The organism is Streptomyces niger, assembly GCF_000718305.1.
Taxonomy (GTDB): Bacteria; Actinomycetota; Actinomycetes; order Streptomycetales; family Streptomycetaceae; genus Streptomyces; species Streptomyces niger.
The window spans coordinates 45195-65265 of sequence record NZ_JOFQ01000014.1; the positions used below are offsets into that span (position 1 = coordinate 45195).

The 20071-nt window shown below is 73.2% G+C and carries 20 protein-coding genes; 12 read left to right on the top strand and 8 right to left on the bottom strand.

Going from position 1 to position 20071, the window contains the following annotated elements; genetic code table 11:
- Positions 1 to 101: 101 nt before the first annotated feature.
- Positions 102 to 2288 (bottom strand): prolyl oligopeptidase family serine peptidase, encoded by a 2187-nt coding sequence (locus tag IF20_RS25530; protein WP_052867676.1) that lies wholly within the window; start codon positions 2286 to 2288, stop codon positions 102 to 104.
- A 208-nt stretch (positions 2289 to 2496) separates the two neighbouring features.
- On the opposite strand from IF20_RS25530, the gene IF20_RS25535 reads away from it, so the two are divergent.
- From IF20_RS25535 to IF20_RS25555, 5 genes are all read left to right on the top strand, one after another.
- The gene (locus IF20_RS25535) at positions 2497 to 2691 is read left to right on the top strand and encodes a hypothetical protein (protein WP_052867828.1); all 195 of its coding nucleotides are present in this window, start codon (positions 2497 to 2499) and stop codon (positions 2689 to 2691) included.
- A 147-nt stretch (positions 2692 to 2838) separates the two neighbouring features.
- Entirely contained in the window at positions 2839 to 3774 is a 936-nt protein-coding gene (gene mshB, locus IF20_RS25540) for an N-acetyl-1-D-myo-inositol-2-amino-2-deoxy-alpha-D-glucopyranoside deacetylase (RefSeq protein ID WP_052867677.1), read from the top strand.
- Positions 3771 to 4232, top strand: coding sequence for a DUF6113 family protein (locus IF20_RS25545; RefSeq protein WP_052867678.1), 462 nt, complete (start codon positions 3771 to 3773; stop codon positions 4230 to 4232). Before mshB ends, IF20_RS25545 begins: the two co-directional genes overlap by 4 nt.
- A 165-nt stretch (positions 4233 to 4397) precedes the next feature.
- A complete protein-coding gene (locus tag IF20_RS25550) occupies positions 4398 to 6509 on the top strand; it encodes a hypothetical protein (RefSeq protein ID WP_052867679.1) in 2112 nt (703 codons plus the stop codon).
- A gap of 121 nt (positions 6510 to 6630) precedes the next feature.
- Entirely contained in the window at positions 6631 to 7935 is a 1305-nt protein-coding gene (locus IF20_RS25555; protein ID WP_110944540.1) for a PP2C family protein-serine/threonine phosphatase, read from the top strand.
- On the opposite strand, the gene IF20_RS25560 is transcribed toward IF20_RS25555, so the two are convergent.
- Together IF20_RS25560 and IF20_RS25565 are read right to left on the bottom strand one after the other, a co-directional pair.
- Positions 7928 to 8797 (bottom strand): transglutaminase-like domain-containing protein, encoded by an 870-nt coding sequence (locus tag IF20_RS25560; RefSeq protein WP_052867680.1) that lies wholly within the window; start codon positions 8795 to 8797, stop codon positions 7928 to 7930. The genes IF20_RS25555 and IF20_RS25560 overlap by 8 nt on opposite strands.
- 17 nt (positions 8798 to 8814) lie before the next feature.
- On the bottom strand, positions 8815 to 9870 hold the full coding sequence (locus IF20_RS25565) for a GNAT family N-acetyltransferase (RefSeq protein ID WP_052867681.1): 1056 nt from the start codon (positions 9868 to 9870) through the stop codon (positions 8815 to 8817).
- Between the two features lie 143 nt (positions 9871 to 10013).
- On the opposite strand from IF20_RS25565, the gene fdxA reads away from it, so the two are divergent.
- Entirely contained in the window at positions 10014 to 10334 is a 321-nt protein-coding gene (gene fdxA / locus IF20_RS25570) for a ferredoxin (RefSeq protein WP_030264070.1), read from the top strand.
- Between the two features lie 90 nt (positions 10335 to 10424).
- The gene (dapC, locus tag IF20_RS25575; protein ID WP_052867682.1) at positions 10425 to 11522 is read left to right on the top strand and encodes a succinyldiaminopimelate transaminase; all 1098 of its coding nucleotides are present in this window, start codon (positions 10425 to 10427) and stop codon (positions 11520 to 11522) included.
- A 69-nt stretch (positions 11523 to 11591) separates the two neighbouring features.
- On the opposite strand, the gene IF20_RS25580 is transcribed toward dapC, so the two are convergent.
- Together IF20_RS25580 and IF20_RS25585 are read right to left on the bottom strand one after the other, a co-directional pair.
- The gene (locus IF20_RS25580; protein WP_052867683.1) at positions 11592 to 12053 is read right to left on the bottom strand and encodes a hypothetical protein; all 462 of its coding nucleotides are present in this window, start codon (positions 12051 to 12053) and stop codon (positions 11592 to 11594) included.
- A gap of 324 nt (positions 12054 to 12377) precedes the next feature.
- Positions 12378 to 13295 carry a hypothetical protein gene (locus tag IF20_RS25585; RefSeq protein WP_052867684.1) on the bottom strand — a complete coding sequence of 306 codons (918 nt, stop codon included), beginning with the start codon at positions 13293 to 13295 and terminating at the stop codon, positions 12378 to 12380.
- 103 nt (positions 13296 to 13398) lie between these two features.
- Here IF20_RS25585 and dapE point away from each other — a divergent pair, with 103 nt between their 5' ends.
- Complete coding sequence (gene dapE, locus IF20_RS25590; protein WP_052867685.1) at positions 13399 to 14490, top strand: succinyl-diaminopimelate desuccinylase; 1092 nt, start codon at positions 13399 to 13401, stop codon at positions 14488 to 14490.
- Between the two features lie 209 nt (positions 14491 to 14699).
- Positions 14700 to 15479, top strand: a complete 780-nt coding sequence (locus IF20_RS25595) for an LOG family protein (protein ID WP_052867686.1) — start codon at positions 14700 to 14702, stop codon at positions 15477 to 15479.
- A 44-nt stretch (positions 15480 to 15523) separates the two neighbouring features.
- Here IF20_RS25595 and folP read toward each other — a convergent pair whose 3' ends face one another.
- On the bottom strand, positions 15524 to 16384 hold the full coding sequence (folP, locus tag IF20_RS25600; protein ID WP_052867687.1) for a dihydropteroate synthase: 861 nt from the start codon (positions 16382 to 16384) through the stop codon (positions 15524 to 15526).
- Positions 16385 to 16539: 155 nt separating this feature from the next.
- On the opposite strand from folP, the gene IF20_RS38155 reads away from it, so the two are divergent.
- Positions 16540 to 17067: a DivIVA domain-containing protein gene (locus IF20_RS38155; protein WP_407702557.1), complete on the top strand. Its 528-nt coding sequence runs from the start codon at positions 16540 to 16542 to the stop codon at positions 17065 to 17067.
- On the top strand, positions 17064 to 17672 hold the full coding sequence (locus tag IF20_RS25610; RefSeq protein ID WP_052867688.1) for a DNA-3-methyladenine glycosylase I: 609 nt from the start codon (positions 17064 to 17066) through the stop codon (positions 17670 to 17672). Before IF20_RS38155 ends, IF20_RS25610 begins: the two co-directional genes overlap by 4 nt.
- 37 nt (positions 17673 to 17709) lie before the next feature.
- Here IF20_RS25610 and chcB read toward each other — a convergent pair whose 3' ends face one another.
- On the bottom strand, positions 17710 to 18510 hold the full coding sequence (gene chcB, locus IF20_RS25615; RefSeq protein WP_052867689.1) for a 2-cyclohexenylcarbonyl CoA isomerase: 801 nt from the start codon (positions 18508 to 18510) through the stop codon (positions 17710 to 17712).
- A 330-nt stretch (positions 18511 to 18840) separates the two neighbouring features.
- Between chcB and IF20_RS38160 the strand changes: the two genes are divergently transcribed.
- Positions 18841 to 19008 carry a DUF3117 domain-containing protein gene (locus IF20_RS38160; RefSeq protein WP_107054016.1) on the top strand — a complete coding sequence of 56 codons (168 nt, stop codon included), beginning with the start codon at positions 18841 to 18843 and terminating at the stop codon, positions 19006 to 19008.
- Positions 19009 to 19237: 229 nt separating this feature from the next.
- Here the strand turns inward: IF20_RS38160 and IF20_RS25620 are convergent, their stop codons facing one another.
- Positions 19238 to 19921, bottom strand: a complete 684-nt coding sequence (locus IF20_RS25620) for an O-methyltransferase (RefSeq protein ID WP_052867690.1) — start codon at positions 19919 to 19921, stop codon at positions 19238 to 19240.
- Positions 19922 to 20071: the final 150 nt, after the last annotated feature.

A 20071-nucleotide genomic window follows, 5' to 3' on the forward strand; every position in this document is an offset into this window, starting at 1 on the left:
ACCGGCCGGGAAGATCATTCATCTCCCCGGCCGGTCGCTTTTCCACCCGTCCCGCCCGCCCGCGTGCACATATCCATGCGGGGCGGCACGGGATTCCCGGATCAGGAGAGGCCCAGGCTCCGCTTGAGGAATGCGACTTGCAGGAGAAGCAGGTTTTCGGCCACCTGTTCCTGGGGCGTCATATGGGTCACGCCGGACAACGGAAGGACTTCGTGCGGCCGTCCCGCGGCCAGCAGGGCCGAGGAGAATCGCAGGGAATGTGCCACGACCACATTGTCGTCCGCCAACCCGTGGACGATCATCATCGGCCGGTGCTGCTCGGCGGCGCCGGACAGGCCCTCGTCCGTGACCAGGGAGTTCCGCACGTAGGACGCGGGGTCCTCGTCCGGATGGCCCAAGTACCGCTCCGTGTAGTGCGTGTCGTACAGCCGCTGGTCGGTGACGGGCGCGCCCACCACCGCCGCGTGGAAGACGTCCGGGCGGCGCAGCGCGGCCAGCCCGGCGAGGAGGCCGCCGTAGGACCAGCCGCGGATGGCCACCCGGTCCAGGTCCAGCGGGAACCGCTCCGCCAGCGCGTGCAGCGCGTCGACCTGGTCCTGCAGCGTCACCGCCGCGAGCTCCCGCGAGACGGCCTTCTCCCAGGCGGGGGAGCGGCCCGGCGTGCCCCGGCCGTCCGCCACCACCACGGCGAAGCCCTGGTCGGCGAACCACTGCGAGGTGAGGAAGACGTTGTGCGCCGCGAGCACCCGCTGCGCGTGCGGCCCGCCGTACGGGTCCATCAGGACCGGCAGCGGCCCGTCCCCCTCCTGGTAACCGGTCGGCAGCAGCACCGCGCACGGGATGTCCCGCTCGCCGGCCGTCACGAACCGCGGCCGGGCGGTGAGCACCGGCGTCTCGGCGTACGAGGGGATCTCCGCGAGCCGGGTCTCCTTGCCGTCGGCGGCCAGCCGCAGCACCTCCACCCGAACCCCGGGCCGCTCCGCGCACATGTGCGACACGACCGCGACCTCGCCCACCCGCACCGCGGAGGAGTACGAGGCGTACGGGCGCTCCGTCACGCGCTCCCAGCCGCCCTGGTCGCCGCTGCCGCGGTACCACGCCCGGTAGATCCCGACATCGTGCAGCTCCTCCGCGCTGGCCGAGAACAGCACGTCGTCCTGGCCGATGTCGAGCACCGCTCGCACGTGCAGCGGCGCCGAGGTCAGCGGCCGGTCCCCGACGAAGAGCTTGCGCGCGCCGCCCTCGTCGGCGATCCGCACCAGCCGCCGGTCCGGCGTCCAGGCCGGCACGCCCGGGTACGGCTCGACCCACACCGGATCCTCGTCGGTGTGCACCAGGCGGGTGGCGCCGGTCTCGGTGTCGACCGCCAGATAGCGCTGCGACCGCTGGTCGCGGGACTGGACCAGGAGCAGCGGCGGGCCGGCCGAGGACCAGTGCACCCGGGCCAGATACGGGTAGCGCTCGCGGTCCCAGACCACGTCCGTGCGCTCCCCGGCCAGGTCCAGCAGGGCGAGGGAGACCTCGGCGTTGTCGGTGCCGGCGGCCGGGTAGGCCACCTCGACGGGCGCCTTCTCCGGGTGCGCGGGGTCGGAGATCCACCAGCGGCGCACCGGGGAGTCGTCGACCCGCGCGGTCAGCAGCCGGTCGCTCTCGGGTGACCACCAGAATCCGCGGTACCGGCTCATCTCCTCGGCCGCGATGAACTCCGCGAGACCCCAGGTGACGTTCGGGCCGTCCGGCGTCGCCAGCGCGCGGTCGCCGTCCGCGCCGCCGCCGTCCGCCGTGCCATCGCCGTCCGCCGTGCCGTCGCCCGCCACGGGCACGACCCGCAGCGCGCCCGCCGCGACGTACGCCACGTACCGGCCGTCCGGGGACGGGCGGGGGTCCACCACGGGACCCGGTACGGGCAGTTCGCGGCAGGTGCCGGCCCGCAGCTCGGCGACGAACAGCCGGCCGGAGAGCGGGAAGGCGGCGAGCTCCACGGCCGCGTCGGTGGCGTATCCGACCACGCCGGCCGAGCCCTCCCGGGTCCGCTCGCGGCGCGCCCGCTCCTCCGGGGACAGTTCCTCGTCGGCGCCGCCCAGCAGTTCCGCCGGGTCGGCGGCGGCGTACTCCCGCCCGGCGTCAAGGTCATGGACCCACAACAGATTCGCCCGATCGGTACCGGATCGGGAGCGGAGGAAGACGACGCGCGTACCGTCCGGCGAGATGCTGAAGCCGCGCGGCACGCCCAGGCTGAAGCGCTGGGTGCGCGCGTGCTGCCGGGGAAATGAGAGCTGTCCGGTCATGCGGTCGAGCGTAAGGGCCTTGGGGCTCACGGCCGCCGCATACGTCAAGATCGTGTGCGCCCCCACTCTGCACCCGTGCACCGGCATATGCGCACGCATCGATAGTTATGATCGCTGAGGCGTGTGGGTATGGAGCCATTGGCCAAAGCGGCCCGGGCCCTGCCCGACCCAATCCCGTTCCGTCCGTGCGTACTTGGAGGTGACCGCCGTGGCACTCTCGATTTCGGCGGTGGTGCTGCTGGCGATCATCGTCTTCCTGCTGGTGAAGAAGTCAGGCTTGAAGGCGGGCCACGCAGTCGTCTGCATACTGCTGGGGTTCTACATCGCCAGCTCGTCGATCGCGCCGACCATCAGAGAGTTCACCACGAACGTCGCGGGGATGATCGGCGGCATCAAGTTCTGACCCCGACTCCACGGGCCCGCGCGGTTCGGCCGCCCGCGCCCGTGGCTCCACCACCCGCCCGGCCCTGACCGGCGGACGAAGCGCCCGACCGGGTGGATCACCCGGTCGGGTTCTCCGTGCCCGGCGTGAGGCTCGTACGCTGTCCTCATGTCCGAGCTTCCCGCCCGCCGTCTGCTCCTGGTGCACGCGCACCCCGACGACGAGTCGATCAACAACGGCGCCACCATGGCCAGATACGCGGCCGAGGGTGCCCTCGTCACGCTGGTGACCTGCACGCTGGGTGAGGAAGGCGAGGTGATCCCCGCCGACCTCGCCCATCTGGCCGCCGACAAGGACGACGTGCTCGGCCCGTACCGCAGCGGCGAACTGGCCGCGGCGATGGCGGAGCTGGGCGTCACCGACCACCGTCAGCTCGGCGCCCCGGGCCGCTACCGCGACTCCGGGATGATGGGCGCGCCGCAGAACGACCGCCCGGACGCCTTCTGGCAGGCCGACCTGGACACCGCCGCCGGCGACCTGGTCGCGGTGGTCCGCGAGGTGCGCCCGCAGGTCCTGGTCACCTACGACCCCGACGGCGGCTACGGCCACCCCGACCACATCCAGGCCCACCGCGTCGCGATGCGCGCCGCGGACCTGGCCGCCGACCCCGCCTTCCGGCCGGAGCTCGGCGCGCCGCACGCGATCGAGAAGATCTACTGGAACTGCAACCCGCGCTCCGTGGTCGAGGAGGGCTTCGAGCGGTTGCGCGCCGCCGGGCTGTCCTTCCCCGGCGTGGCGGACGTGGACGACGTGCCGGGCGTGGTGCCGGACGCCGAGGTCACCACCTCGATCCCGGCCGCGCCGGAGTACAGCGCGGCGAAGGCCGCCGCGATGCGCGCGCACGTCACCCAGATCTCGGTCGACGGCCCCTTCTTCGCCCTCTCCAACGACCTCGGGCAGCCGCTGATCAGCGGCGAGCACTACCGGCTCGTGCGCGGCACCTCGGGCGCGAAGGACGGCGAACGGGAGGACGACCTGTTCGCCGGGGTACGGACGCAGGACGGGTCGGACGCGGTGGCGGAGCAGCCGGAGGCGGCGCGATGAGCGGCAAGGACGACAAGCGCAGCCGGGCGTCCGGCGGAGGCGCCGGTAAGCCCGCGGCGGCCGAGCCGCGCCAGCCGGAGACCGCGCCCGCCGGCGCGCTGAAGGCCGGGCTGTACGTCCTGCTGTTCGTCCTCGGCGTGCTGACCGCGGTGGCCGGCGGGCTGCTCCAAGGGGCGTGGTTCCCCGGCGGGCTGCTGCTCGCGCTGGCGGGCGTCGCCGCGCTGTTCACCGGAGGCGCGCGGGCGGCCGTCTCGGTCGTCGGGGCGCTGGTCCCGGCCGCCGGCTGGCTGATCACGGTGATCGGCCTCAGCACGACACGCGCCGAGGGCGATTTCGTCTTCGGTGCCGGACTCGGGGCCTACGTCTACATGCTGGGTGGCATCGCCGTCGCTGTGATCTGCACCACGGCGTCGATGGGCCGCTCGGCGCATCTTGGTACGGCCCGTCGTGGCATGTGACGGGCCGTCCGAGGTCATTGTTCCGCGGCGCGTGCGGACATCCGTACGGGGAGCGTTCGCCCGCACCCCGGTACCCCGCCCGCGCCGGACAGTATGGTGGTGCGCGCCGCCGAGCCGCCCAAGCACGTTGATGACGAGCGGCGGAGCCAACCGGGAGATCCTGCTTTGAGTCGTGAATCTGACAGTTCGTCCTCCGGGCCCCAGGGGCGCGGCGCTGCCGCCTACCCCTCGGGTACCCCGCCGTACGGGCCCCGCCAGGGCGACGCCGACGAGGCGGTAGCAGCGCGGCCGGAGGAGCCCAAGACCGAGACCACGCTGACCACGCGCATCAAGATCAATATTCCGGGATCGCGGCCGATCCCGCCGGTCGTGGTGCGCAAGCCGGTCGGCGAGGACACCGCGGCGAACGGTGCCGACGGCGCGCCGGGCGGCCGCGGTGGCGCCGACCGGACCGCCGAGCGCACCGGCAGCACGCCGCGGCCCCGGCCGCAGGCGGCGCCCGCCGCGCCCGCGGACAGCGCGCCCGAGGAGAAGAAGGACGCCGCGGCCGCCGCCACGAGCGACTGGTTCGCGCCACGCAAGCCCAAGCGCCCCACGGGTGGCCAGGCCCAGGGCGGCACCCCGGCCGGCGGCGTGCCGGCCGCCGGCGGCCACGGCCCCGGCGCGGGCCAGGGTTCCGGCGCAGGCCAGGGCGCTGCCGGGCAGCGGCCTGGCGCCGGCGGCCCTCCGGGACAGCCGGGCCAGGGCCAGGGCCAGGGCCAGGAGTCCGTCCTGCCGTACTTCTCCGACGGCCCGGCCGCACCCGGTGGCGGCGGACCGGCGGGCCTCGGCGGCACCGCGCCCGGTACGCCCGGACCGTCGGGCCCGACGACCGGCCCGGCCACCGGCGACCTCTCCTTCCCGCCGGCCGGCCCCGGCGGCGCCCCCCGGCCGCGCTCCGGACTGGAGGCGCTGGCGGCGGGCGAGACGCTGCCGCCGACCAGCCTCACCGGCGAGCGGCCCGGCGGCGCACCGCACGGTGGTGCGCTCACCGGTGGCGCCACTCCGCCGCCGAGGAGCGACGACACCGCCGAGCTGACCCCGCAGCCGCCGGCCGGTTCCGGCCGGCACGGCGCCGTGGGCCCGGTGGCCGGTGCGGACGGCCGTACCTCCAGCGACACCCTGGTCAGCGGCATCCCCGCGGTCTCCGCCGACGGTCCGGCGCCGTGGCGGCCCGGCGCGCCGAGCGGGGGCCCGGCGGAGTCCGGCGCGGCGGACGCGCCCGCCGCGCCCGCCACGCCGAAGCCCAAGCCGCGCGCGAAGATCCCTGAGCCGATCAACCCGCGCAAGAAGGGTCGGAACAAGCTCGTCCTCGTGCTCGGCGGCATCGTCGTGCTCGCGGGCGTCGCCTACGGCGCCGGGCTGCTGCTGGACCACTCCGACGTACCGGGCGGCACCACGGCGCTCGGCGTGGACATCGGCGGCACGACCAAGGAGCAGGCCACCGAGAAGCTCGACGCGGCGCTGAAGGACACCAGGACCGCGCCGCTGAAGCTGACCGTCGACGGGCAGCCGCAGACCCTGCTCCCCGCCAAGGCGGGCCTGGACATCGACACCCAGGCCACCGTCCGGGGCGCGGCGGGCCGCGACTACAACCCGATCTCCGTCATCGGCTCGCTCTTCGGCGGTGCCCGTACGGCCGAGCCGTCGATGATCGTCGACGACGAGAAGCTGGACATCGCGCTCAAGGCGGTGGCCGGCGAGCAGGGCGCTGCCAAGGACGGCGGCATAGACTTCGTCGCCGGCAAGGCCGTCCCGCACTACGGCAAGCCGTACAAGTCGATCGACGTCGACGCCGCCAAGCAGAAGGTCACGCAGGCGTACGAGGACCGGCTCGCCGGCGGCGGCGGGCAGCCCGTGGCGCTCAAGACCCGCATGCAGCAGCCGACGGTCCCGGACTCCGAGGTGAACCGGGCGCTGAAGACGTTCGCCAAGCCGGCGATGTCCGGGCTGATCACGGTGCGGACGGACGCGCAGCACACGGTGTCCTTCAGCCCCGAGAAGTCCATCCCGAAGTTCGTCTCGATGAAGCCCGTCAACGGCAAGCTGGTCGAGTACTACGACCGGCCGGCGCTGAAGGCCCTGTACGGCGAGACGTTCGAGGGCGTCATGGTCACCAAGGGCGACGGCTCCAAGAAGCCGGTCAGCGTCGAGGAGGTCGCGAGCGCGGTCGGCCAGGCGCTCCGCGGCACCACCGCGGCGCAGCGGGTCGTCACCATCCCGACGAACCCCAGCTGACCCGCGGCGGACGACGCGCGGAAGAGCCCCGGCGGCACCGGCCACCGGGGCTCGCCCCTGCAGGACGACGGGACCTTCGCCCCTGCAGGACGGTGGCACCTGTGCGCATGCTGGAAGTGCCATGCCTTTCACGCGACTGCAGGATTCCGGCCGCCGGCGCGCGCTGCTGCTGAGCGCCGTGGTCGCGCTGATCGCGACGGCCGATGCGCTCACCGGCCCCCAGGTGCGCCTCATCTCCTTCGCCGGGATCGCGCCGATGTTCGCGGCGCTGCGCTGCTCGGCGCGCTGGACCGCCGTGGTGACGGCCTCCTACGTCGCGGCCGGCGTCGTCCTCTACGCCCGGAACTTCTCCGACTGGACGATGTCGGGCTCGCTCGTGGGTCTCGCCGGCACGCTGGTGGTCGCCGTCTTCGCCCAGTTGCTGTGCCACAACCGGCGGCGGCGCGACGACGCCTTCGACCGCACCCGGCTGGTCGCCGACGAGGTCCAGCGGGCGATGCTGCACGAACTGCCGCTGCGGGCCGGAGGGTACGCCGTGGCCGGCTTCTACGTCTCGGCGCTGGAGGGCGCCCGGGTCGGCGGCGACATCTACGAGGCGGTCGAGACGCCGTACGGCACCCGCCTGGTGATCGGCGACGTGCAGGGCAAGGGCATGCCCGCGATCGGTGCCGGGCACGAGGCGCTGGCGTCCTTCCGGGAGGCCGCGCACTACGAGGCGACGCTGGAGGGCGTCGCGGCGCGTATGGAGGCGTCCCTCCGGCGCCACAACGCGCGGGCCGTCGCGCAGGGCGGCACGGAGCGCTTCGTGACCGCGCTGCTCATCGAGATCGGCCCCGACGGCCACGGGCGCTCGCTGTCCTGCGGACACATTCCCTACTACGTCGTCCGCGGGGGCCGGGTCGTGGAGCGGGACGAGGGGCAGTGGCTGCCGCTGGGCCTGGGCGAGCTGACCGGGGAGCGGCGTCGGGCTCATGACGCGTGGCCGCTGGACGAGGACTGGGCCGTGCTGTGCACGGACGGCGTGACCGAGGCCCGGCGCGGGGACGGCACGTTCTACCCGCTCGGCGAGCGGCTGGCACGCTGGACGGGGATGGCGCCGGCCGAGCTGGCCACCGCCCTCCGCGCGGACCTCACGGAGTTCACCGGCGGCCGGCTCAAGGACGACGCGACCGTCCTGATCGTCCGCCGCAGCCCGGACAGCGCCCCGCTGCGCCCGACCGCCGAACAGCCGCCGCACAGCCACGCGCCGAACCGCTCGCAGCAGGCCCCACCCGCCCCGACCGGCAGTCACTCGGCGGACCACCCGCAGCGCACCCCAGCCGACAGGCGTGCCCCGACCGCGGAGCCGAGGGCTTCGGAGGGCCCGGGGGCCTCCGCGGCTCTGGGGGCCTCCGCCGACGGCGACCGGCCGCGTACCGTCAGTTGAGCATCGCGCGGGCGGCCGCGGCCTGGCGACGGACCGTTTTTGCGGCCCCCGGGTCCACCGCTTCCAGCACCGTCGCGTACTCCTCCAGCTCCGCGGCGCCGCGGAGGAAGTCGCCGCGCTCGACCAGCACCTCGGCGTGCTCGTGCCGCAGCCGCGCCGGATGGCTGGGCAGCAGCAGCGACAGCTCCACCGCCCACAGCCGTACGTCGCTGCGCTCGGGGCGGGCCGTCGCCCAGGCCCGGATGTTGTTCAGGATGCGCAGCACCGTCTCCAGCGGGTCGGCGGGCGCCAGCATCTGCGGCGTCAGCGGCTCGCCGGTCGCGCCCGCGACCAGCAGCCCGGCGTCCTCGTCCGTCAGGATGCGGCCGCCGTCGAACGGGTCCACCAGGACGTGCGCGCCGTACGGATCGCCGAACCCCACGACGTAGTGCCCGGGCAGCGCCACGCCGTACACGGGAGCGCCGGCCCGCCGTGCGACCTCCGTCCACACCACCGACAGCAGGATCGGCAGTCCGCGGCGGCGCCGCAGCACCTCGTGGAGCAGCGAGGACTCCAGCCGCCGGTAGTCGGCGGGCAGGCCGTGGAAGCCGCAGCGGGCGCCGAGCAGCGCGGCGACGCTGTGGGCCCAGGCGTGCGCGTCGTCGCCGGTGCCGCCGTGGGCGCGCCCCGGCCGGAACGGCAGCAGGCCGGCCAGCCGGTCCAGTTCGATCTGGGCGGCGTCGATGCCGTGCTCGTCCAGCTCCGGGTCGGCCTCGGCGGCCAGCAGCAGGCACAGCAGCGTGAGATCGGGCCGCTCCTCGCGGGCGGCCTCGGCGAACTGCCGCCGCCGGGCAGCGCGGGGGGTGTCGGGCTCGGGGTGCATGTCTGGTCCGTACCCGTTCAGCGGGGGCCGCCCTGCGGGGCGCGCCGGTAGTGGTAGTGGTGATGATCGGTGAAGCCGAGGGTGTCGTACAGCGCCCCGGCTTCTTCGTTGTCCGCCTCGACCTGCAGGTATGCCGCCGAGGCGCCCTCCTCCAGGGCCCGCTGGGCGAGCGCGGCCATCACCAGCGTGGCCAGCCCCTGACGGCGGTGGGCCGGGGCGACCTCCACCGCCGCGAAGCCCGCCCAGCGGCCGTCGACCACCATGCGCCCGATGGCGGCGGGCCCGTCCTCGCCCGGCACCGTCGCGAACCACACGGACGGCCCACCGGTCAGGACCTGCGCCGCCTCGGGCGGCGCGTCGGCGCTCCGGTTGTACAGCGCCGTCCACTCGCCGTCCGGTTCCCGGGAGAGCCGTACCCGGCCGGTGTCCGCGTCGGTGTCGGCCAGCGGCGCCAGGGCTCCGACGCGGACGGCGGTGCGCGCCTCGGCCGTCCAGCCGCGCCGCTCCAGCGCGGCGGCGAGCAGCTCGTCACCGCCGGCCGCGCCGGTGGACACGACGACGTACGGGGGCAGGCCGCGAGCTGCGTACCAGTCGCGGACGCGGTCCAGCGCGTCGTCCAGCGGGACGCCGGGGTCGCCGACCGGCAGTACGGAATTCGCCCGCCGGGTGAATCCTCCGGAAGCCCGCAGCGTCCACTCCCCGAGCCGCTCCGTCTCGACAGCCGGCCAGCCGCGCGCGGCGACCTCCGTGAGCTCCCGCGCGCTCGTCGCGGGGCCCCGCCGGCGGGCCGGTGCCATCCAGAGGGGGCGCGAAGCTCCATGAGGGGCGGTGGTCGGGCGACGGGCGGGCACCACCTTGCCCGCGACCAGGGAACTCGCCGCGATCCGTACCTCCTCACCGGTCCGTCGTGTGATGCTCAACACACCGTCGTCCCACGATGTGAGAACACCGACCGTGTCGGTGAATCGCTCCGTGGACTCACCCGGCTCGGCCAGCCTGCGGACCGATACCCTTTTCCCCACGTCAGCAGGGGTGATGGCGACCTCCAGTCGTCCGCCCGTGGTGAATTCCACAGTTGTGCCCGCCCCTCTTGTTCGTCTCGTGCCCGGGACCGGAGATACTAGGTGCGGGCATCGACGACGCCGCGCTCCCGCGCGCCCTGAGGCGGCCGCCCGAACGAGACGGCCCGCCGGCCCTAACGAGGAGGAACGACAGCGTGACCTACGTCATCGCGCAGCCTTGTGTCGACGTCAAGGACAAGGCGTGCATCGAGGAGTGCCCGGTCGACTGCATCTACGAGGGCTCCCGGTCCTTGTACATCCACCCGGACGAATGCGTCGACTGTGGCGCCTGTGAGCCGGTCTGCCCGGTCGAGGCCATCTTCTACGAGGATGACACCCCGGAGGAGTGGAAGGACTACTACAAGGCGAACGTCGAGTTCTTCGACGAGCTCGGCTCGCCCGGTGGTGCGTCGAAGCTGGGTCTGATCGAGAAGGACCACCCCTTCATCGCCGCCCTGCCGCCGCAGAACCAGTAACGGCAGGCAGCAGCGCCGCTCCGGTCCCGTACGGCCGTCACCGCCGTACGGGACCGCGGCGTTCCCCGACACGTACGAAAGAAGAGCAACGTGGGCGCAGTATCCGCACGCCTCCCCGTCTTCCCCTGGGATCGGCTGGAGCCCTACAAGGCGACGGCCGCCGCGCATGCCGACGGCATCGTGGACCTGTCCGTGGGGACCCCGGTCGACCCGGTGCCGGCGCTGATCCAGGACGCGCTCGCCGGTGCGTCGGACAGCCCGGGCTATCCGACCGTGTGGGGCACGCCCGCGCTGCGTGACGCGCTCACCGGCTGGGCGGAGCGCCGGCTCGGCGCCACCGGCCTCGCGCACGAGAACGTGCTGCCGGTCGTCGGCTCCAAGGAACTGGTCGCCTGGGTGCCCACCCAGCTCGGCATCGGCGCCGGTGACAGGGTCGCCTACCCGCGCCTGGCCTACCCGACGTACGAGGTCGGCGCGCGGCTCGCGGGCGCCGAGCCGGTCGTCTACGACACCCCGTGGGAGCTGGACCCGGCAGGCCTGAAGCTGCTGTGGCTCAACTCCCCGTCCAACCCCACCGGCCGCGTGCTGAGCGCCGAGGACCTGCGCCGCACGGTCTCCTGGGCCCGCGAGCACGGCATCCTCGTGTTCAGCGACGAGTGCTACCTGGAGCTGGGCTGGGAGGCCGACCCGGTCTCCGTGCTGCACCCGGAGGTCAACGGCGGCTCGTACGACGGGATCGTCGCCGTCCACTCGCTCTCCAAGCGCTCCAACCTGGCCGGCTACCGCGCGGCCTTCGTGGCCGGCGACGCCGCGGTGCTCGGTGAGCTGCTGCAGATCCGCAAGCACGGCGGCATGATGATCCCCGCGCCCGTCCAGGCGGCCACCATCGCGGCACTGGGCGACGACGCGCACGTGGCGGAGCAGCGGGAGCGTTACGCGCGCCGGCGTGCGGCGCTGCGCACCGCCTTCGAGGCGGCGGGCTTCCGCATCGAGCACAGCGAGGCGTCGCTGTACCTCTGGGCGACCCGCGACGAGCCCTGCTGGGACACCGTCGGCGACCTCTCCAAGCGCGGCATCCTCGTCGCGCCGGGCGACTTCTACGGCCCGGCGGGCGAGCAGTTCGTACGGGTCGCCTTCACGGCCACCGACGAGCGGGTGGACGCGGCGGTCCGCCGGCTCGCCGAGTAGCCGTCACGGGTACGGCCGAAGGGCCCGGGAGCAGCGGCTCCCGGGCCCTTCGTGCGTCCGGCGGTGGCGTCAGCCGCCCAGGCCGCCGAGCGCTTCGGCGACCGGCAGGCCCGCGAGCAGCTTGCCGGCGGGCAGCTTCTCGGCCAGCGGCAGGTCCTTGGTGAGTCCCTCGGTGGGCAGCGCACGGGTGGTGTCGTCCACGGCGTCCTTGGTGTCCGTGACGCGGCCGGTGGCCTTCTTGGCGGTGGGGGCGAGTTCCTGCAGCGTCTCGTTGCCGGTGCGGCCGGCCTCCGGGACGGCCTTCCTCACGGCCTCACCGGCGACCGGGCCGGCCACCGCGCTGGTGTTCTGCAGGGCGTCGCCGGCGGTCTCGGTGACGCTCGACGGGTCCACCTTGGTCAGTCCACCCAGGTCGGCGGCCTTGGGCAGGTCAATGGCGCTCGCGGAGCCGGCGGCACCGACCACGGGAGCCGCGCCCGCTGCGACCAGCAGCGCGGCCCGGGCGATCCGACGCGTAAGGGGGAGGGACATGGTGCTCCTTTGACGGAGAGGGACTTGTTTCTTCTGTGCAGACGTACGGTGCCCGCCGGGCAGCGGCAGTTGGCTGCCGGGCGGACGCAGTGAATACCGCGCCAGAGCCCCGAAGGTTGCGGTGCGCCCGGGTAAAGAATTGGTAATGTGTCGCATTATCCGCTTCGGATGAAAGCGGGTGAAATCCGCACGTCAGGAGTAGGTGGAAGAACGTCACGCCTCAGGTACGCCAAGGAAAACAAGGGGTCACAGCAGGGGTGAGGGAGACGCCGCGAATTGTCGACGCGCATTGACGACATTCCTACTGACGAGGGAATGTCCGGACTAACGCGCGGTCGTGATCCGAACATCCGTCGGGCGAATGCCGCGGGAATCGCCGGTTACCTTCTGCCAGCCCTTCCCTGATTCCTCCGCGGTCCACCGGCGATCGCCGTAAGAGATGCGTTCGATACGCAACTCCGACGCGTGCGCCACCGCCCAGGTCGCCAGCTGCCAGCCGCGCTGGTCCGCCGCCACGCCCGCGGCGGCCGTCACCGGCACCGTGAGCGTCCGTCCGGCCGCACGGGTGGCCGCCGCGGTCCGCGGCAGCACCTCCGGCCCGAACTCCCGCACCAGCCGCTCGCGCACCTGTGCCGTGTCGCCCGGCGCGTTCTCGGCGGGCCGGCTCTGCGCGCAGCTCAGCGCCGCCGGTGTCCGCCCGGTCAGCGCGCCGGTCAGCAGCGCCGCGTTCGCCTCGTGCTTGGCGTACGCCTGCGGATAGGCGCTGCGCTGCACCTTCTGGGCCGCGACGGTCAGCGGCAGCCGGGAGTACCCGGGAACCTGCGCCAGGTGCTTGTAGAACTCCCCGGCCGCGTAGACCGGATCCATGATCTCCTCGGCCGTGCCCCAGTCCTGGGAGGGCCGCTGCTGGAAGAGGCCGACCGAGTCCCGGTCGCCGTACTCGATGTTGCGCAGCCCGGACTCCTGCATGGCGGTCGCCAGCGCGATGGTCACGGCCCGCTCGGGCAGGTCGCGCGAGGCGCCCACGGCCGAGATCGTCGCGGCGTTGGCCGCCTGCTCCGGAGACAGCTCGTACGGCTCGCCGCCGCCCGCGGGCTGCACCGTGCAGCGCGGGGCCCCGGGGCCACCGGTCACGTACTGCACGACGAGGTAGCCCGCGAGTCCGAGCAGCACGGCGAGGGCCGCGAACGCGCGTATGAGGCGCTTGCGGCGGACGGAGGCACGCTGGGGACGGCGAAGCACGCGCCATACGGTACTGGAGCGGAGTGACGGGCCCCGCCGGACCTCGGGGAACGGACAGCGACGGGCAACGGAGGGGCAACGAGCGACCGGTAGGGTCGGGACCATGGAACGCCCCGCGCAGACTCCCGCACTCGACCTGTCGCTCGACGCCGCGCAGCTGACCGCGGCGCTGGTGGACATCCCGTCCGTCAGCCGGGACGAGAAAGTCCTCGCGGACGCCGTCGAGACCGCCCTGCGCGCGCTCCCGCACCTGACCGTGGACCGCGACGGCGACACCCTCGTGGCGCGCACGCACCTCGGGCGCGCCGAGCGGGTCGTCCTCGCCGGCCACCTCGACACCGTGCCGATCGCGGACAACGTGCCCTCCCGGCTGGACGAGAACGGCGTCCTGTGGGGCTGCGGCACGTCCGACATGAAGTCCGGCGTCGCCGTCCAGCTGCGCGTCGCCGCCACCGTGCCCGAGCCCAACCGCGACCTCACCTTCGTCTTCTACGAGGCCGAGGAGATCGCCGCCGAGTACAACGGCCTGAAGCGGATCGCCGAGCAGCACCCCGACTGGCTGGCGGGCGACTTCGCCGTCCTGTTGGAACCGTCGAGCAACCAGGTCGAGGGCGGCTGCCAGGGCACCCTGCGGGTCCTGCTGCGCACCACGGGGGAGCGGGCGCACTCCGCGCGCAGCTGGATGGGGTCCAACGCCATCCACGCCGCGGCGCCGATCCTGGAGCGGCTGGCCGCGTACGAGCCGCGCCGCGTCGTCATCGACGGCCTGGAGTACCGCGAGGGCCTGAACGCCGTGCGTATCGAGGGCGGCGTCGCGGGCAACGTCATCCCGGACGAGTGCACGGTCACCGTCAACTTCCGGTACGCGCCCGACCGCAGCGGTGCGGAGGCGCTCGCCCACGTACGCGAGGTCTTCGCCGGCTGCGAGATCGACGGCTGGACGGTCGACGACCATTCGACCGCGGCACTGCCCGGGCTCTCGCACCCCGCGGCCAAGGCGTTCATCGAGGCCGTCGGCGGGACGCCGATGCCCAAGTTCGGCTGGACGGACGTCTCGCGCTTCTCCGCGCTCGGCGTGCCGGCGGTCAACTACGGCCCGGGCAACGCCCTGCTGGCCCACAAGCGGGACGAGAACGTGGTCGCCGCCGACGTCATCCGGTGCGAGGAGCGGCTGCGCGCCTGGCTGGAGGCCTGAAGCGGCGCCCTGCGGGCAACGGGAATGTGATGACCGGGGTTCCGGTGATCTCGGGTGGTCTGCGCGGGTAGAGGTTCACCGGAGCGCTGCGCGGCGGCCGGGGCCGCCGTCAGACCGAATTCCGCCGCTCGTCACCTTTGTGCACATACGCTTTACCGGCAACGATCTGTCTCCCGCCCCGGCGGGGGACCCTGCGGAGGGAGCACACCATGGCCGATCCTGAGGCAGCCGAGCGCGAGACCATGGCAGCCGAGCGCGATCAGCAGCGACTCGGCCCGGTACTGCGCCGCCGCGACCAGGTGCGAGCCGGCACCACCGATCAGCGGCTGCTGGACTCCGAGGGCCCCTCCGAGTGGGTGCACACCGACCCCTGGCGCGTGATGCGCATCCAGTCGGAGTTCGTCGAGGGCTTCGGCGCGCTGGCCGAACTGGGCCCGGCGATCAGTGTCTTCGGCTCGGCCCGTACGCCCCGTGAGTCGCCCGAGTACGAGGCGGGCGTCGGCCTGGGCCGGGCCCTCGTGGAGGCCGGCTTCTCTGTCATCACCGGCGGCGGCCCCGGCGCCATGGAGGCGGCCAACAAGGGCGCCCACGAAGCGGGCGGTACGTCCGTCGGACTCGGCATCGAGCTGCCCTTCGAACAGGGCATGAACGAGTACGTCAACCTCGGCGTGGACTTCCGGTACTTCTTCGTGCGCAAGACGTGCTTCGTGAAGTACGCCCGCGGCTTCGTGGTCCTCCCCGGCGGCCTCGGCACGCTCGACGAGCTCTTCGAGGCGCTCACTCTCGTACAGACCCGTAAGGTCACCCGCTTCCCCATCGTGCTCTTCGGCACGGACTACTGGGGCGGCCTGGTGGGCTGGCTGCGCGACACGCTCATCGCCCAGGGCAAGGCATCGACCCGCGACCTGGACCTCTTCCACCTCAGTGACGACGTGGACGAGGCGGTCGCGCTGGTCACGAAGGAAGTGGGCCCCGGGCCCTCCCGGTGAACCGCCCCGCGGCCCCCGGAGGACCGGGGGCCGCCCGGCCCGGCTCAGGCCAGGCCGCGACGGGCCACCGCAGGCGGCCGGTGCCCGGCGATGGCGGCGACCATGTCCAGCACCTGCCGGGTCTCGGCGACCTCGTGGACGCGGTAGACCTGGGCGCCCAGCCACGCCGAGACCGCGGTCGTGGCCAGCGTGCCCAGCACCCGCTCCTTGACCGGCTTGTCCAGCGTCTCGCCCACGAAGTCCTTGTTGGACAGCGAGACCAGCACCGGCCACCCGGTGTCCGTCATCTCGTTCAGCCGGCGGGTGGCCTCCAGGCTGTGCCGGGTGTTCTTCCCGAAGTCGTGCCCCGGGTCGATCATGATGCCGTCCCGCCGTACGCCCAGGTCCACGGCGCGCTCCGCGAGCCCGAGGGTGACGTCCAGGATGTCGGCCATCACGTCCTGGTACGTGGTCCGGTGCGGGCGGGTACGCGGCTCGACGCCGCCCGCGTGCGTGCACACCAGGCCCGCCCCGTACCGCGCCGCGACCTCGGCCAGCTTCGGGTCCACCCCGCCCCAGGCGTCGTTGAGCACATCGGCACCGGCCTCGCAGACCGCCTCGCCGACCTCGTGCCGCCAGGTGTCCACGCTGATCACCACGTCCGGGTGGCGCCGACGCACCTCGGCGACGAAGCCGACCGTGCGGCGCGCCTCCTCCTCGGCGGTGACCTCCTCGCCCGGGCCGGCCTTGACCCCGCCGATGTCGATGATCGCCGCGCCCTCCGCGACCGCCTGCTCCACCCGGGCGAGCGCCGGCTCGTCCCGGAACGTGGCGCCCTGGTCGTAGAAGGAGTCCGGCGTCCGGTTCACGATCGCCATGATCACCGGCTCGTGCGCGCCGAACTCGCGATTCCCCAGCCGCAGCATTACCTACTCCCTCTTCATGGTCCTGGGCCCCGTCGGCGACGGGAGAGACCCGCTCACCGCTCGCGGCCGGGCGCCCTCCTGCGACGACAGGACCAGGCGACCTTAACTGTCAGTGGCGCATGGCACGATCAATGGACGACGGAGAGCGTGGGGAGATGGTCGTGTTCTGGTTCTTGCTCATCGCGTTGGTCGCGGTGGTCGCCGTGGTCACGCTCGCCGTGGTCGGCGGCGGTGACGGCGGCGCGCTGCGGGCGGCCGAGCCCGAGCGGTTGTACGACCCACTGCCCGCCGACCGTCCGTGCACCCGGGCCGATGTGGCGGAGGTACGGCTGCCGCCGGCGCTGCGCGGCTATCGGATGAACGACGTGGACGACGTGCTGGACCGCCTCGGCGCCGAGCTGGCCGAGCGGGACGCCCGGATCGCCGAGCTGGAAGCGGCCCTCGCAGGGGCGAACGCCGCGGCGATGAGCGGCGGCCCTGGGCTGATGGCGGACGCCTCTCCCGAGGCCCCGAACGCCGTCCCCGACGCCCCTGACGCGCGCACCGCGGCCCCTGACGCCGGCCCCGCGGCCTCAGACGCCCGTCCTGCATCCCCCGACACGGAGCCGGACGCGGCCCTCGACCTGCGGAAGCCCGCGAGGCCCGGCGAGACCGAGACCCCCGAGGACGGTGAGACCGCATGAGCGGAGTCGAGACCGCGCCGGACGGCCTGCCGCGCTGCCCCTGGGGCATGACGGCCGAGTCGATGGCGGACTACCGCGCGTACCACGACACCGAATGGGGCCGTCCGGTGCGCGGTGATGACGCGCTGTTCGAGCGGATGTCCCTGGAGGCGTTCCAGTCGGGGCTGTCCTGGATCACCATCCTGCGCCGCCGCGAGGGGTTCCGCGCCGCCTTCGCGGACTTCCGGATCGCCGAGGTCGCGCGGTTCACCGAGGAGGACGCGGCCCGGCTCCTGGCCGACACGCGCATCATCCGCAACCGTCTCAAGATTTCCGCGACGCTCGCCAACGCCCGGCTCGCCGCGCAGCTCGCCCCCGGCGAGCTGGAAGCCCTGATCTGGTCCTACGCCCCGGACCGCGCGGACCGCCCGGTGCCCCGCAGCACCGCCGACGTCCCGCCGGTCACCCCGGAGTCGACCGCGCTGGCCAAGGACCTCAAGAAGCGCGGTTTCCGCTTCGTCGGCCCGACGACGGCGTACGCCATGATGCAGGCGTGCGGGCTGGTCAACGACCACCTCGCCGACTGCCACGTCCGGGCGGCCACGGAGACGGCAGCGGCGTCGTGAGCCGTGGCGCGGGACCGGACCGGTCCCGCGCCACGACTCACCGCCCGACGAACCTCGGCTTCTCCTTCTTCACGAACGCCTCCACCGCGATCATGTGGTCTTCCGACGCGCCGGCCCGCGTCTGCAGCTCGTCCTCCTTGGCGAGCGTCTCGGTCAGCGAGTGGTCGGTGCCGTAGGCCAGCGACTCCTTGATCGCGGCGTACGCGGCGGTCGGCCCCTGCGCCAGCCGCAGCGCGAGCGCCCGGGCCTCCGAGGCCAGTTCGGCGGCCGGTACGACCTTGTTCGCGATGCCCAGCTCGTACGCCTCCTGGGCGCTGATGCTGCGGGGGAAGAGCAGCAGGTCGGCGGCGCGGCCGTGGCCGATCAGGCGGGGCAGCGTCCAGGACATGCCGGAGTCGGCGGTCAGCGCGACGCCCGCGAAGGACGTGTTGAAGGAGGCGGTGTCGGCGACGAGGCGGTAGTCCGCCGCCATCGCGAAGCCGGCGCCGGCCCCGGCGGCGACCCCGTTCACGGCCGCGACGACCGGCTTCGCCATGCCGGTCAGCGCCTCGACGATCGGGTTGTAGTGCTCGCGCACCGTGCTCATCGTGGCGCCCGCACCGCTCGCCCGGTCCCTCTCCAGCGAACCGATGTGCTCCTTGAGGTCCTGTCCGACGCAGAAGGCGCGGCCCGTGGCGGTCAGCAGCACGGCGCGTACGGCGGGGTCGGCGGCGGCCTCGCGCGCGGCGTCACGGAGGGCGACCTTGGTCTCCGTGTCGAGCGCGTTCATGGCATCGGGTCGGTTGAGCGTGATCGTGGCAACGCCGTCGGTGACGTCGTGGAGCACGGTGTCGGCCATGGTGGTGGGATCCCCTCCGTCGCGGCTCGGGCTGCGGGAGAAGTGCAGCCGGCGATCAGGATGCCGGAGATCATCCGTGCTGTCGTGTGACGTACATCAAAGAATGGTGGCGTGCCGGGCAACGGCCGGTGGCGCAGTATCGCAGGTGACTCCCCGAATTGGGTGGTTTTGCGAATGTACGTTGCCGAAGGGATGCTCGCTGATGTTGGTCATCGGGTCCTGCGATGCGGGATAATGACATGGAAGCAATGTGTTCGATGCCGGTGACGCGTGCCCCTCTCCAGAGGGCCGTCGGCTGACGATGAGCTGGTTTCAGGAAGGGGAACGAGCATGGCGGCCATGAAGCCGCGGACGGGCGACGGCCCGCTCGAGGTGACCAAGGAGGGGCGGGGCATCGTCATGCGCGTTCCGCTCGAAGGCGGCGGTCGGCTCGTCGTCGAGCTGACTCCCGACGAAGCCAAGGCTCTCGGCGAGGCTCTGGACAAGGTCTGCGTCTGACGCGGCCGAGCCTCTCGATCTGTCCGGCCCCGGCGGACGGCGCGTATCCACTACGCACCGGCTCCCGGGGCCGAGTCGTACCCCCGGCGTAGTGCCGGATTCCGGAAATACGCGTTCGTGTGTACGTGGGTGGACGTACGGGACCTCAGCCCCGGCGTACGCGCTCTCGCTCGTCGCACCCTACGCACCCCTGCTCACCCGGAAGAGGGCGGGCCCCGCCGACGTCCCCTCAGGCGCGCTTGACCGCGCAGAGCAGGCCGTCGCCCACCGGCAGCAGCGACGGGACCAGGTGCGTGCTCTCGCGGATGGACCGCAGCAGCTCCCGCAGCCGCTGTATTTCCGCAGGCTGCTCGCCGGAGTCGACGGTCCGGCCGTCGGCGAAGACGCCCTCGAAGCAGACCACTCCGCCGGGGCGCAGCAGGCGCAACGATTCAGCGAGATAGTCGGCGTACTCCATCCGGTCGCCGTCGCAGAAGACCAGGTCATAGCCGCCGTCGGCGAGCCGGGGGAGGACGTCCAGGGCGCCGCCGGGGATGAAGCGGGCGCGGTTGCCGGCGAAGCCGGCGGCACGGAACGCCTGCCGGGCGAACTGCTGCCGCTCCGGCTCCAGGTCGACGGTGGTCAGCACGCCGTCGGGGCGCATGCCGTGCAGGAGGTAGATGCCGGAGACGCCGGTACCGGTGCCGATCTCCGCGACGGCCTTGGCGTCAGCGGTGGCGGCGAGCAGGCTGAGGGCCGATCCGGTGCCGGTCGAGACCGTGCGGATGCCGGCTTCCCGGGCCCGGTCGCGGGACCAGTGCAGGGCGGCGTCGGCCGTGTCGTCGATGGTCCCGGCGCCGTAGGCCTCGGCGAATGCCAAGCTCGTCTGCCGGTTGCCGGTAATGGCCCTCTCCTGTCCCCGTAGTTGACGCAACCGTGACTGTATCCGCTGAGTGCGGGAACCCGCAGATGGGACCGGGCGTTAGAGAGAAACAGGGGGGATGCGCAGGTGAAGACGGAAGAGAACCGCAAGCCAGACCAAAAGCAGGTCAAAACTGCTTATCCGGAGCTAACGGGTGAGGTG

What these genes read in the sequence shown, in the direction of transcription:
- dapE (WP_052867685.1), top strand. Translation starts at nt 13,399, where the DNA reads ATGGAACGCCCCGCGCAGACTCCCGCACTCGACCTGTCGCTCGACGCC.
- IF20_RS25595 (WP_052867686.1), top strand. Translation starts at nt 14,700, where the DNA reads ATGGCCGATCCTGAGGCAGCCGAGCGCGAGACCATGGCAGCCGAGCGC.
- mshB (WP_052867677.1), top strand. Translation starts at nt 2,839, where the DNA reads ATGTCCGAGCTTCCCGCCCGCCGTCTGCTCCTGGTGCACGCGCACCCC.
- folP (WP_052867687.1), bottom strand. Translation starts at nt 16,384, where the DNA reads ATGCTGCGGCTGGGGAATCGCGAGTTCGGCGCGCACGAGCCGGTGATC.
- IF20_RS25580 (WP_052867683.1), bottom strand. Translation starts at nt 12,053, where the DNA reads ATGTCCCTCCCCCTTACGCGTCGGATCGCCCGGGCCGCGCTGCTGGTC.
- chcB (WP_052867689.1), bottom strand. Translation starts at nt 18,510, where the DNA reads ATGGCCGACACCGTGCTCCACGACGTCACCGACGGCGTTGCCACGATC.
- IF20_RS25530 (WP_052867676.1), bottom strand. Translation starts at nt 2,288, where the DNA reads ATGACCGGACAGCTCTCATTTCCCCGGCAGCACGCGCGCACCCAGCGC.
- IF20_RS38155 (WP_407702557.1), top strand. Translation starts at nt 16,540, where the DNA reads ATGGTCGTGTTCTGGTTCTTGCTCATCGCGTTGGTCGCGGTGGTCGCC.
- IF20_RS25610 (WP_052867688.1), top strand. Translation starts at nt 17,064, where the DNA reads ATGAGCGGAGTCGAGACCGCGCCGGACGGCCTGCCGCGCTGCCCCTGG.
- IF20_RS25555 (WP_110944540.1), top strand. Translation starts at nt 6,631, where the DNA reads ATGCCTTTCACGCGACTGCAGGATTCCGGCCGCCGGCGCGCGCTGCTG.
- IF20_RS25545 (WP_052867678.1), top strand. Translation starts at nt 3,771, where the DNA reads ATGAGCGGCAAGGACGACAAGCGCAGCCGGGCGTCCGGCGGAGGCGCC.
- IF20_RS38160 (WP_107054016.1), top strand. Translation starts at nt 18,841, where the DNA reads ATGGCGGCCATGAAGCCGCGGACGGGCGACGGCCCGCTCGAGGTGACC.
- IF20_RS25560 (WP_052867680.1), bottom strand. Translation starts at nt 8,797, where the DNA reads ATGCACCCCGAGCCCGACACCCCCCGCGCTGCCCGGCGGCGGCAGTTC.